Raw genomic sequence first — 13610 nt, 5'->3', positions numbered from 1 at the left:
GAAAAAAACTTTCGGACAGCCCTTTCTTTTTTTATGATGCAATACTATGCGCGATATTTATTTGTTAGCCCTCTTAAAAAGTAACGTGCAAAGCTATCGCCACATTCTTTATAATTTTTATGACTTGGATTGCGTAAAATTGCCCCAATCTCACCCTTCGACACTTTAATACCTCCACCATCATCGATTAGCGCAATAACATCTTCGCTCGTTAATGCCAAGGCGATTTTCACTTTTTTAAATAGTATATTATTCGAGCTTTCTTGACCTGTCGCTTTTGGTGGTGCTACTGGTTCCCCTTCAGCCGTATGCTGAGGGCCCCTCTTAAATGTAATAAAACCATTCAAAAATGCTTCAAGCATTTTATTATTACATTTTTTATAATTTTCAGGTGCTTCATCATCTTCTTTCACCTTAATTAGCATATTCGTCACATCATCCTTTGTGACTCCTATACCACCAAGCCTAAAAATTTCTATCATATCTATATTTTTAATATCAAACGCATAGCGTAGGCGAATTAAAATATCGTTGTTTGTCATAAAATATATGTCTCCTTACTGCTTGAAGTTTCACCTTATTGTATCAAAAAAATTTGATATTCGTTAGCATTAGTAAACAACAAAGGTTTCTCAAAGCCCAACTAGTTCACTTCTCACCTTTACACGAAACTGTTCTTCTGTTAAAAAGGCTAATTGAAAGCTATTCAAGTTTTTAGCTAACTTTGTTTGCTCCAATATTGATAAATCATTTGCAAAGAAGGCTAACTCTGTCCTGTTTTGTTCCTTATCTGTTGCATACATAGCAATTGTTAAAACAAATGCTGTTGAACCGCCCTTTTGCCCTAGCTGTGCAAATAACTCACTATTACTCGGTCGTTGCATTAATTGCTCCATGACCGGATCAAGATATTTATAAACCTCTTCGCTAAAATAAGATTTATCATTTAGCTTTTTCATAATCGCAGCATAGTCCTTTGTTGTAGAACGATGTAGTCGGTCTGACCAAACCTTTTGAATATCCATTGTCAATGTTTTTCGTACTTGTTCCTTCTCTTGCTCAGTCAATGGCTCTGTAAGCCAATTTTTATGAATAGCAGTTGCTCGTTGTCGGTACTCATCCATATCCATCTCTTGCATCGCTACTAGCAATTCCTTACTAGACAAGCTTTGCTCGCTCATTAACTGAAATGGTATGTATAACGGACTTGTTAATGGATAAATCTCATCATGATGAACTAGCTCTAATTTCTTTAATGTTTCGTTCAAATTTTCCAAGCCTAATCGATAGATTAAATAATCCGTATTGGCATTTGAGCTATAGGCAATCATTCCATTTGCTACCTCATACAATGGAACTCCCTCTTTCTCATATTCCTTTTGCACCTCGGTTAGCCAAGCCTCATGTGCCCCCCCATCTGTTTTAGCAATATAAAATCTATCCAGCTCCTCTAAGCTGATGATTTGATTCGGGTCAATTTTCCCATCAGCTGCCTGCTGTGCATACTCAATTGCAACAATAATTTTTACCGTACTTGCTAAAGGTAATGGCTCCTTCTCATTAATATTAACCCAATGCTCATCATTGTAATTAATCACCATGGCAACATTACCTTTCGCTGCATTTTCTTTTAGAAAATCAATGATATATTCAGGTTGTTCAGCTTTTATTTCTTTAGTGAACATATACATCCCTATGCCGACTATTAGAACAAGCACAATGACGATACTTACAATGCTCCATATAACTATTTTCAATTGAGTGCCCCTCCCTTTATTTCTAATTACTACCTTTACGTTTTATCTCTTTTAAAGTTTCATGCTATCGCTGTCAGTTTGTTGAAAAAATAAACGGGGCACGAGGTAGCTTAAAAGCAATGGGGAAAATAGGTATTATTTTAATAAAGAGCCAGATGTGTTGATTAGCCTTTATTTTACAAAAAGAGCCTAGGAAATTTGTTGATTTCCGTTGCGGGGGACGCTTTCCGTAGGCACGACCTCAACTAATTTATTTCGGTTGTCACCGAAATAAATGGATTTTCAGCTCGAGGTCAACAGGATGTTGGTCATGGAGGCGTTGCCGCAGGACGCGGGGGTTTTAGCCTCCCTACACTTTGTCCTGCTGGAAGGCTTTGCTTTGCGACGAGTAATCGCAGGAACACTCGCCCCCCTTCACTCCAATCAACAAGTAAATCCTTTATTAACAGTGCATTCTCTACCTTAAAACACACGCATCCATATCCTTTTTATAATCAACACGCCTGATAAAAAGCAAAAGAAGCATCTGAAAAACAGTGCTTTGCACGCTTTTCAGACGCCTTCATTTTCTTTGCCTAAAGTGTTTACAAAATTTTATTAATGGGCATTCATTTCTTCAACAATTTCTTCTCTAGTTAATGCTTTTGGATAGTATGTTGGCCAATTTTCCATTTCTTCTAATAATTTTGCACGATCTTCGCCAAAGTAAATATGGAAATGTCCTGATACTTTATCAGAAATAATATGATCGCTGAACTGAACATATTTCGGTGCTTTGGAATCATTGTCAATTTGCTTAAATATATAACGAACGCCACGATTCCCTTTTTCGTATGTTAAAATTTCATATCCATCGTACTCATATGTCCCTGTCAGCATTTCCCCATCTTTATGAAATGTCATAGTCTTATTAGTAATATCAATATGCGTGACATCTGTTTGATAACCAATTGTGTAATATTCCTTATATTCTTCTGCCGTTTTATCTCCATGTAATGCTTTATGCTCAAAGACCTTATCAAGTGTGCCATCTTGTAAATATGGATAAACCGACTGCCACTCACCTTGCCAATTTGTTAATGGACGATTTGTAATATCACTATCTTCAAAATAGCCTTTAGCAATTTGTTTGTCTTGCTCTGTTTGTTCCCCGTGGTCATGATTATGGTCATGGCTATGGTCTGTAGCCTCAGAGCCTACTTCCCTATCCTCCTTTGCCTCCTCTTGACATGCAACTAAAGTAAAAGCCATTGTAGCAGCCGCAAATGGCATTAACCATCTTTTATTCATAATACTCCTCCTTAAATCGTAATGACTACGATTTAAAACTATATAGTAATCATTACTTTTTGTAAACAATTTTATTCACAAAACGTAATCATTACTATTTATATTGACAAATATACTAAATAAATTATATATTATAAATCGTAATCATTACTTTTTAGGGGTGTTCATTAATGAAAAAAATTCCTGTTACTGTACTAAGCGGTTATTTAGGAGCTGGCAAAACGACATTATTAAATTATATTTTAGCTAATCGGGAGGGGCGCAAACTTGCTGTTATTGTCAACGATATGAGTGAGATTAATATCGATGCACAGCTCATTGAAGATGGTGGATTTTCTCGCACGGAGGAGAGCTTTATTGAATTAACAAATGGCTGTATTTGCTGCACTTTACGTGAAGATTTATTAATTGAAGTAGATAAATTGCTGCAAAATCAAGAGTTAGATGGAATAATAATTGAATCAACAGGTATTTCAGAGCCTTTACCTGTAGCACAAACTTTAACGATAGCTGATGATTCTCTCAATATTACATTGAATAATCGTTGCTATATTGATGCCATGATAACAGTCGTGGACGCAGCACGTTTTATGGATGACTATGAAAGCGGTGAAACATTGTTAGAGCGAGCTCAAACAGATGACAAATTGGACCAACGTGATGTTTCTGATTTACTTATTGATCAAATAGAATTCGCTAATATTCTTATTATTTCCAAAGCAGATATTGTCAATCCATCATATATTGGCGCGCTGAAGGAACTGTTAAAAAAGCTCAATCCAGATGCTGAAATTATTACTGCTATGAACGGACAAGTCCCATTAAATGATATACTAAATCGTAAATTATTTGATTTTGAAAATGCGAGCATGAGCGCTGGCTGGATTAAAGAGCTTAATAATGAACATATCCCCGAAACCGAGGAATACGGCATATCTTCCTTTGTTTATCGACGTCAACGTCCGTTTCACCCTGAACGCTGGCATGATTGGTTAGCTAGCTTCCCAAGTGAAATTATCCGCTCTAAAGGTTTTTTCTGGCTTGCTGGATTAGTTTCCCAAGCAGGAGCATCAATTCAATTTCAGGCTGCTGGGCAATGGCTTGTGGATTTACCAAAGCATATGCAAAAAATAGCTTTTGAACAGGACCCCGAATTACAGCTACGTTGGCATGAGCAATTCGGTGGTAAACAAAATGAAATCGTCTTTATTGGTATCGATTTAGATGCTTCAAAAATTACGCAGCAATTAGATGAATGCTTGTTAACTGATAATGAAATGCAGCAAAATTGGCTGCAGTTTATTGACCCATTACCCCCTTTTGTTGCAAGTATTTAATTTGTCGCTAGGGAGTAACTACAAAATCATAAAATAAGCGCAGTTCAAATTTGAACTGCGCTTATGAACATATTTAATTGGTAGTCATTGTAGTTTTTTATTCCAAGGTGTGCCTAATTTCGGTAAAGCCCAACGGTCCAGTCCATACCATCCGGCAACCTTCCATGCAAGCACTAGCCATGTTGCAAGGATAAATAGCAATGGATTGCTACTTAAAGTTCCTGCAAATAAGAAACTCACATTCATAAATGCGCCAAAAAAGGCTGCAATCCCAGTTAATAAGCCAAAAATCAATCCTAGACCTACTAAAAGCTCTCCGTACGCAACAACGAACGAAAGTAGTTTTGCATTCGGTAGCACACTGTTTTCTAAAAAAGATGCATACCATCCTGTTACATCTGCTGTTTCTTGTGATTTGGAAAGTGCCCCCATTACAAATCCTTCAAGTGCCTTCCCTCCATTTTCACCAACCCATGCATCGTTCTGGATTTTCCCCCAACCTGCTGTCAGCCATATGTACCCGACATAAAGACGAATAATTAACCAAATAATTGCAGAGCGGGTATCACTAAACAAAAAGCTTGAAACTGGATTTTCAGGGATATAAATAGTAGTTTTATTTCTCATAAATTTTTCCTCTCCTTATAGATTCATTATATATTTTAATAGCAAAACTTTCTATAGAGTTCTGTAAATAATGATATTGCAAGAATAAATATATTAAAATACCCATTATTTATCAGTAATCTTTTGTTATATTCATTAATCTATATGTAGGAGAATAATAAATTGTTTGCGAGATTTATATTCACTATCATGTCACTATTATTTTCAATGAATGCTTAATAATTTTCTATGTTTTTTCTTTGTCAAAAATCAATTCCCTAAAATTTTGTTTCGTTTAATTTTGATTTCACTGGTAAAATATAATCAATAACTACCTTTTCTCCACGGCTTAATGGAATAGAAAATCGTTCTTTTGTATATATTTCACACCAATAAAAATATTCATGATTAATTTCTTTTAGAAATACATAATGGATTAATATATAATTATAGTTAAAACCTATCATTTTGAATATAAATAATTGGGAGGAAGTTCGATGGAACTAAGACAATTGGAATACTTTATCGTATTATGTCAAGAACTGCATTTTACACGTGCGGCTGAGAAACTGGGGATCGCCCAACCTTCTCTTAGTCAGCAAATTAGCTTGTTAGAACATGAAGTAGGGATGCCTTTATTTGATCGCATTGGCAAAAAAAATATACTTACTGATGCAGGCAAAACATTGCTCCATCACAGCTACAATGTTTTTCATGAAATTTCGCAGGCACGTGCTGCAATTAGCGAGCTTCAGGGATTGGAGAGGGGAACACTCAAAATTGGCTCTCTACTCACAGTTGTTAATTACTTGCTGCCCCCAACAGTTATCAGGTTTCACAATGCTTATCCTAATATAGAGCTTTCTGTACAAGGACTACGGACCGGAGATATTTACAAAGGACTTTTACAAAATGAATTGGATTTGGGTATCGTTTTTTTACCATTGGAACATGAAGACCTAGAAGGTATTCCTCTCTATAAAGAAAATCTTGCTTTTGCTGCACCTATAGATCATTTCATTGCAAAAGAGCAATGTGTATCACTTCAAGTTTTAAAGGAGATACCATCTATTTTATTGCCTGAAACCTATTTTCTACGACAAGTTGTGAACGAACAGTGCCGCTTAATGAATTTCACACCCAAAACTGTGCTTGAAATGACGACAATGGAATCTATCATTCAAATGGTAAGTAAAGGCGTTGGCGTTACGATACTACCAAAGGCTTACCTAGATTATATTGATAATATTCATATTAAAACGATTCCTATTCAAGATCCGGTAATCACTACACAGATTGGCATCGCCTATCGCAAGAACAAACATTTATGTGCTGCTAGTCGTGTTTTTATGGAACAATTGATTAACACAATTAAAGATGAACGCTTTAACTAGAAAATTATCAGGAATAATCTTTATGTTTTCAATATTTTTTAGTACAAATTTAATGGGATTAACGGCTTGGTCAATTTCTTCTTTCATAATTAATAAACTTGATGCCAGGATGATTACATAGGTTCTCTTAGTTATCACTAATTGTCGTTGTTGCAGCAACTTTTGAATTATTGAGGCAATCGCTTCTTGGCATTCAATACCAATTAAGAAATCAAGCCCTCTTATATCATGTAAGTGCCGAATTGGTCTGGCAAACACTACAATACTTATCTCCCAAGCGCTGTATATACCTGTGCTTCAATATCATTTAATTGTATAAGAAATATATTTTGCGTCGTATATGGATGGTGCACAACTATACTAGTGGTAGAGCTTAGACCAAGCACCCATTTTTCCTAGAAAGTTTTTAAATTAGCTTAAATCCCAGCACCTCCCCTTGCCTCAGAACCCGCTATTGAAAAGTTCTAGGCACCCACATATAATCAAATCCCCTCTTGTTTATAAATCTAAATTTTCTTTGCCTTTCATTTGTGACCAAGCGTTTACCCATCCATCGAAATAGAGTATATTTACGCTGCTATTTAAATAAAATTACCTTTTAAAAAACTCTTTTGTTTTCTTTAGTGCTAAAATGAAGCGGTCGACATCTTCTTCCGTATTGTATAAGTAAAAGCTGGCACGTGCAGTAGCACTAGCTCCAAAGTGTCGCATTAACGGTTGGCAGCAATGATGCCCAGCGCGTATTGCTATACCATAAGTATCAAGAACCGTAGCTAAATCATGCGAATGTACATTTCCTAAATTAAACGTAACCAACCCTAAACGCCCATCATCAGGTCCATACATTGTCACATCTTCAATTTGTTTCATTTGTCCCACCGCATAGCTAGTTAATTGTTTATCATGCTTTTCTATCGCATCTATTCCTATTCCTTCTAGAAAGTCAATAGCTGCAGCTAAACCAATTGCACCTGCGATAATTGGAGTTCCTCCTTCAAATTTCCACGGCGATTCTTTCCAAGATGCATTATATAAATCAACATAATCAATCATCTCTCCTCCAAATTCAATTGGTTCCATCTTCTCAAGCAATTTCTTTTTACCATACAACACTCCAATACCAGTTGGTCCACACATCTTATGACCTGAAAAGGCATAGAAATCGCAGCCCAAATCCTGAACATCCACCTTAATATGAGGGACACTTTGTGCACCATCCACTATGAGGACAGCACCATGTTTATGAGCAATTGCAGCCATTTGTTTCACTGGGTTAGCAATTCCCAATACATTAGAAACATGCGAAACGGCTACAACTTTCGTATGGGATGTAATTACTTTCTCGGCATCTCCAATAGAAAATGTTCCGTCATTTTGTAGTGGGATATATTTCAACTTAGCTTTCGTTGCTTTTGCTACTTGTAGCCAAGGTAGCAAATTACTGTGATGTTCCATTTCGGAAATCACAATTTCATCCCCTTCCTTGCAGACAGCCCGCGCATAACTACTAGCTACTAGATTTATAGAGGATGTCGTGCCACGAGTGAAGATAACTTCTTTTTCCGTCTTTGCATTAAGAAAATTGGCTACTATTCTCCGTGCTCCTTCATAAGCATCTGTAGCACGTGAACTTAATGTATGCACTCCTCTGTGTACATTAGCATTATCTTGTACATAGTATTGTCGCAATGATTCAATGACTTGAAGCGGTTTCTGTGTTGTCGCTGCGTTATCCAAATAAACTAGCGGATGCCCATGAATCTTTTGATTCAATATCGGGAACTGTTTTCGTATATTGATTGATTCCATTATTATTCCTCACCCTATACTTTTGACGTTACTAAGTGCTTGATAATGAGCCTTGATTGTATCTTCAATATCTTCATCGGAATGTGCTGCCGATATGAACATCACCTCATAGGGTGTAGGGGCAGTCAAAATCCCTAAATTCAGCATACTCGTATAATATTTTTTAAAAACTTGCATATCTGAACTCTTAGCTGTTTCATAATCAACAACCTCTTGTTCTGTAAAAAAGGTAGAAAGCATAGAGCCTACCCTATTAATCTTTAATGGCACATTTGTCAATTCCGCGTTTTGTTTGAAACCTTCTTCTAATCTTGCTGCTTTTCTTTCCAACTCATCATAGATTTCACTCTTCTCCAATAACTGAAGGGTTTTATATCCAGCTGACATGGCAAGTGGATTCCCCGATAATGTTCCTGCTTGATAAATCGGTCCGACAGGGGCTATCTGCTCCATGATTTCGCGTTTGCCTCCATAAGCGCCTACAGGTAATCCTCCTCCGATGATTTTTCCCAAACAAGTAATATCAGGAATGACTCCGTACAGGCTCTGTGCCCCATGATAGTCTACGCGAAAACCAGTCATTACTTCATCAAAGATAAGCAAGCTACCGTACTGTTTAGTAATTTCACGTAACAATTGAAGAAATCCAGGTTTTGGCGGCACGACTCCCATATTTCCGGCAACTGGCTCGACAATAACGGCTGAAATTTGTTCTCCGAATTGTTCAAAAATATGATGAATACTCTCCATATCGTTATAAGGTAATGTAATAGTATCAGCAGCGACGTTATTGGATACCCCCGGACTATCAGGCAATCCTAATGTAGCGACACCTGAACCAGCTTTGATTAGCAAAGCATCTGCATGTCCATGGTAACCACCTTGAAATTTAACAATTTTTTGCCTCTTCGTATATCCCCTTGCCAAACGTAATGCACTCATTACAGCCTCTGTTCCAGAGTTAACCATTCGTACCATTTCAATAGATGGAACAATTTCACATATTAATCTAGCCATTTTCACTTCAATTTCAGTAGACAATCCAAAACTTGATCCATCGCTTACTGCTTTCTGTATCTCTTTCTCCACTGCCGGATGGGTATGCCCAAGTATCAAAGGTCCCCATGAACATATATAATCAATATACTTATTTCCATCAACATCAACTATGTGAGATCCTTGACCCTTTTTAATGAAAACAGGAAGAGAGTCAACTAATGAAAATGCACGTACCGGGCTGTTTACTCCTCCAGGAATCACATTTTTTGCTTGTTCGAATAATGCTTTGGAATAAGAATCCACTCTTTTTATATTCATTTATTTCCCCTCTCAGTGAATCTTCTGTTCATATAAGGTGAACCTCGAAGTTATTTTCTTGACCTCATCACTAAGCTGTTTAATTAATTTTGAATCTTGTGGGTTTTTCAATGCTCGTGAAATAATACTTGCTATCTCTATCATCTCATCTGGTCCCATTCCTCTTGTAGTTACGGCTGGTGTACCAATGCGTATTCCACTCGTTATTTGTGGACTTGCCGTATCAAATGGAATGGCGTTTTTGTTTACCGTGATGCCAATCTCATCAAGGAGTAGCTGCGCATCCATTCCAGTAATGTCGATATTGCGAAGATCTAAGAGGATAAGATGATTGTCAGTACCTCCCGATACAACGTTTAAACCCTCTGCTATTAGCGCTTGAGCTAATACTTTTGCATTCTGTAGTACATGTTTCATATATTCTTTAAATTCAGAGGAGCAATTTTCTTTAAATGCTATCGCTTTGGCAGCAATCATATGCATAAGCGGACCACCCTGAATAACTGGAAAGACTGCTTTATCAATTGCTTGTGCCCAGGGTTTCTTACATATGATGACTCCCCCTCTTGGACCTCGTAGGGTTTTATGCGTTGTCGTTGTTACAAAATCAGCATATGGTACAGGGTTTGGATGTAAACCAGCTGCAATAATACCTGCAATATGCGCCATATCTACAAGAAATAACGCATCTACCTCTTTAGCAATTTCAGAAAAAGCTTTGAAATCAATTGTACGTGGATAAGCACTTGCTCCCACTACAATCATTCGAGGTTTATGTTCATGGGCAAGTTTCCTCACTTCATCATAGTTTATTAGGTGAGTTTGTTCGTCGACGCCATAAGAAACAAAATGATATAGCTGACCAGAAAAGTTAACGGGACTTCCATGTGTTAAATGACCACCATGTGATAAATTCATGCCCAAAATCGTATCTCCTGGATTTACAGCTGCAAAATAAACTGCTGCATTAGCCTGCGAACCTGAGTGCGGCTGTACATTGACGTGTTCTGCATCAAATAATTCTTTAACTCTTTCTCTAGCCAATTCTTCTACAATGTCAACATACTCGCAACCTCCATAATATCTTTGTCCAGGATATCCTTCCGCATATTTATTTGTGAGGACTGTACCCATCGCTTCCATAACAGCTTCACTAACAAAGTTTTCTGAAGCAATCAATTCAATTTTATCGCGCTGCCGATATAGCTCCTGCTGAATTGCTTTTGCTATAGCTGGATCTTCTTTAAGCAAATTCTCCATTTATATTTCCTCCCTTATGTATGAATTTATTACAAAATGATTTTTTTACATATGAATTTAGAATTCAAATTCTTTATTTATTCTTTTAATTGGAATCTTAATTTGCAAGTTCAACATATATGATTTAATATTCTGTACTTTTTTATCGTAAGATTGATTAAAAAATCTCATTGTTATTCTTAACAACGAGAGTGACATCTTGAAAATTTTATTTGTTGGATATTAAATAATGCTAGTTAACCTCTTATTAAATTAATCTCTCATTCTTTGATATTGAGGATTAAACATCGTAACATTTCATACCTTTTCAAATTTAACTTATTAAATGTATGTTTTAAAAAACCTTTTTGAAACTAGGGGAAGGTGCCCAAGAAGCACCTTCTTTTAGTATTTATCCCTTAACATCAGCTAAACTTGCACCAAAATTGATATGATACACAGCTTCACCGATTACCAATGCTGGCACTGATTTTACACCAGCCTTTTCTGCTTCTTCTATACGATTCTGGTCAGTGCCAAGATGCACAACTTCTGTAGTAGTCTTTGATTTGTCAAGATAATCTAGAATCATTTGCTCCGCCTCTACACAAACTGGACACCCCGCATGATAAAAAATTGCTTTTGTCATATATATTCATCTCCCTATAACTTTTTCGTAGCATTGCTACTTAATTCACATTATAGAAAGAGGCCTAAAAGTAAACAATCTCAAATTACCTATGGTATCCATAGGTAAAACTAATTGAATTCTTTAGTAACATTGTCCAATTTTTATCAAAGTTCTTTATTATTTAAAAATCTAAAAAATTAAGAAGACTGAATAGATTGTTATTAAAAGTGCGTTCTTTTCCTTCCGTTGTCACCGTACCATCTTCATTTGGCAAAAACATTTCCCGACGTTTTTCCATGTTTGGAATGACATATTTTAGTTCCATCATTAGCAACTTCTTTTCATTATAAATTTGTTTTAACTTATACAAAGCGGCTTGAATCCAATAAAAGGACGGGAGCGAGAGGAAAAAGTATTCATTGTGAATCACTGCTTATTCTAAATTTAGTTTGATTCAACCAAAATATGGCAATCATTTTATATAAAAATCTTTATTTTCCTATAGGCTTTAAGACTTTTGAAATGGAGCAAGTTGACGAATAAATCATTCTTTTTCCTCTCCTTCATACCAAATTGTAAAATAGAAATACCCCGATACTATCAAATAAACTTCCTAAAGTTAGTTTTGTCATATTCCACCTTCTATTCTTCGTTTTTAGGCGTAAAAAAAAGACGTTCATTTTGTTTGAACGCCTTACAATGTTTTTATTCTATTGTGTTCCCACACCCCAGATTAATTACCACTGAAACGGTAATGTGGTTTTTCAGTACTTTATTTCTCGTTTTTTCAGCTTCTCCGACAAACACGAAATGCTTGTGAAAGTGTTTAAAACTAAGGATTTCTATTTAGTTTCTCTTTGTAGCAACGATACACACTCCACATGGGTACTATGCGGAAACATATCAACAGGCTGAACTTCCTGTGTTTTATAGCCGCCATCCTCTAAAATGCGCAAGTCACGGGCTAAAGTGGCAGGGTTGCATGATACATAGACAACGCGCTTTGGTTTTTGTTCGATAATTGTGTTTAATAGTGCTTCATCACAGCCTTTGCGTGGTGGGTCAACAACGAGCACGTCTGCCTCCTTGCCTTCCTTATACCAGCGTGGAATGATTTCCTCGGCTGGACCCGCTTCGAAGTAGGTATTTGTGAAACCATTTAACTCAGCATTGCGCTTAGCATCTTCAATCGCCTGTGGCACAATTTCAACACCCATAACTTGCTTTGCCTGCTTTGCTAAAAATAGTGAGATTGTTCCGATGCCACAATATGCATCAATGACGCGCTCATTGCCTGTTAGCTGTGCATAGTCTAGCGCCTGCTTGTAAAGTACCTCTGTTTGAATCGGGTTTACTTGATAAAATGAGCGCGCTGAAATTTCGAAGCGTACATCTCCAATTGTATCTTCAATTACATCCTTACCCCATAGTGTAGTTGTTACATCGCCAAAAATAACATTCGTTTTATTTGGATTAATGTTTTGGGCGATTGATGTAACATTTGGTAGTAGCTCCCGAATTTTTGCGACTGCTGCCTCCGCTTGTGGAAACTTACGTGCCATTGTTACGAGAACGACCATTACTTCATTTGTTGCACGCGCTTTACGAATCACCACATGACGTAGCATTCCTTTATGTTTTTCTTCATTATAAGGGGAAATTCCTAATGCGATTAATGCGTCCTTAAAGTCAGCCATTATGATATCCGCCTCAGCTGTTTGAATCAGGCAACGGTCCATATCGACAATCATATGTGATTTCGTTTTATAAAAGCCCGCGATAGGCATTGTTTCCCCCTGAGCAAAAGGAATCTGCGATTTATTACGATAATGCCAAGGCTCATCCATCCCTTTTACAGGTAATACTGGGGCGTCAATTTTGCCAAGGCGCTTCATCACATTTTCAACCATGCGCTGCTTCCATTTCAACTGTCCCTCATAAGACAAATGCTGAAGTTGACAGCCTCCGCATTGTGCAAAATAATCACAAGGGGCCGCCACACGCTCAGTTGAAGGTTCAAGTATATCAAGCACTTTCGCAAAACCATAGTTCTTCAATACTTTCAGCACATGTACTTGCACAAGCTCCTCTGGCAATGCACCTGCGATAAATAATGGGAACCCCCCAACCTTTGCTACCCCATTTCCATCATGTGTCAAATCCTCTATCGTAACTGTTAAACGGTCATTTTTCTTTACTGGTGCTGTCATTATATATCCTCCATTTCAAT

The 13610-nt window shown here is 37.0% G+C and carries 12 protein-coding genes; 2 read left to right on the top strand and 10 right to left on the bottom strand.

The genetic code is table 11. The features are described from left to right. Positions 1–44: 44 nt before the first annotated feature. The 3 genes from C9J36_RS14930 to C9J36_RS14920 form a co-directional block, all read right to left on the bottom strand. Positions 45–542, bottom strand: coding sequence for a YehS family protein (locus C9J36_RS14930; protein ID WP_107943612.1), 498 nt, complete (start codon positions 540–542; stop codon positions 45–47). A gap of 90 nt (positions 543–632) precedes the next feature. After that, a complete protein-coding gene (locus C9J36_RS14925; protein WP_107943611.1) occupies positions 633–1757 on the bottom strand; it encodes a serine hydrolase in 1125 nt (374 codons plus the stop codon). A gap of 597 nt (positions 1758–2354) precedes the next feature. Further along, positions 2355–3047 carry a metal-binding protein ZinT gene (locus C9J36_RS14920; protein WP_107943610.1) on the bottom strand — a complete coding sequence of 231 codons (693 nt, stop codon included), beginning with the start codon at positions 3045–3047 and terminating at the stop codon, positions 2355–2357. A gap of 170 nt (positions 3048–3217) precedes the next feature. Here C9J36_RS14920 and C9J36_RS14915 point away from each other — a divergent pair, with 170 nt between their 5' ends. After that, positions 3218–4384, top strand: coding sequence for a GTP-binding protein (locus C9J36_RS14915; RefSeq protein WP_107943609.1), 1167 nt, complete (start codon positions 3218–3220; stop codon positions 4382–4384). A gap of 84 nt (positions 4385–4468) precedes the next feature. Here the strand turns inward: C9J36_RS14915 and C9J36_RS14910 are convergent, their stop codons facing one another. Beyond that, complete coding sequence (locus C9J36_RS14910) at positions 4469–5011, bottom strand: DoxX family protein (protein ID WP_107943608.1); 543 nt, start codon at positions 5009–5011, stop codon at positions 4469–4471. A 476-nt stretch (positions 5012–5487) separates the two neighbouring features. Between C9J36_RS14910 and C9J36_RS14905 the strand changes: the two genes are divergently transcribed. After that, a complete protein-coding gene (locus C9J36_RS14905; RefSeq protein ID WP_066164657.1) occupies positions 5488–6384 on the top strand; it encodes a LysR family transcriptional regulator in 897 nt (298 codons plus the stop codon). A 591-nt stretch (positions 6385–6975) separates the two neighbouring features. Here the strand turns inward: C9J36_RS14905 and C9J36_RS14900 are convergent. The 6 genes from C9J36_RS14900 to rlmD form a co-directional block, all read right to left on the bottom strand. Further along, the gene (locus tag C9J36_RS14900) at positions 6976–8193 is read right to left on the bottom strand and encodes a cysteine desulfurase (RefSeq protein ID WP_107943607.1); all 1218 of its coding nucleotides are present in this window, start codon (positions 8191–8193) and stop codon (positions 6976–6978) included. A gap of 9 nt (positions 8194–8202) precedes the next feature. Continuing rightward, positions 8203–9510, bottom strand: a complete 1308-nt coding sequence (gene hemL / locus C9J36_RS14895; protein WP_107943606.1) for a glutamate-1-semialdehyde 2,1-aminomutase — start codon at positions 9508–9510, stop codon at positions 8203–8205. 12 nt (positions 9511–9522) lie between these two features. Beyond that, entirely contained in the window at positions 9523–10770 is a 1248-nt protein-coding gene (locus C9J36_RS14890; RefSeq protein ID WP_107943605.1) for a serine hydroxymethyltransferase, read from the bottom strand. A 391-nt stretch (positions 10771–11161) separates the two neighbouring features. Beyond that, positions 11162–11398 (bottom strand): thioredoxin family protein, encoded by a 237-nt coding sequence (locus C9J36_RS14885; RefSeq protein ID WP_066164642.1) that lies wholly within the window; start codon positions 11396–11398, stop codon positions 11162–11164. Between the two features lie 163 nt (positions 11399–11561). Beyond that, positions 11562–11708 carry a hypothetical protein gene (locus C9J36_RS17330; protein WP_161956447.1) on the bottom strand — a complete coding sequence of 49 codons (147 nt, stop codon included), beginning with the start codon at positions 11706–11708 and terminating at the stop codon, positions 11562–11564. A gap of 514 nt (positions 11709–12222) precedes the next feature. Then, positions 12223–13590 (bottom strand): 23S rRNA (uracil(1939)-C(5))-methyltransferase RlmD, encoded by a 1368-nt coding sequence (gene rlmD, locus C9J36_RS14880; protein WP_107943604.1) that lies wholly within the window; start codon positions 13588–13590, stop codon positions 12223–12225. Positions 13591–13610: the final 20 nt, after the last annotated feature.

Source organism: Metasolibacillus fluoroglycofenilyticus (assembly GCF_003049645.1).
Taxonomy (GTDB): domain Bacteria; phylum Bacillota; class Bacilli; order Bacillales_A; family Planococcaceae; genus Metasolibacillus; species Metasolibacillus fluoroglycofenilyticus.
Note: the sequence above shows the minus strand (reverse complement) of the source record. Positions and strands in the feature narration are given on the sequence as shown.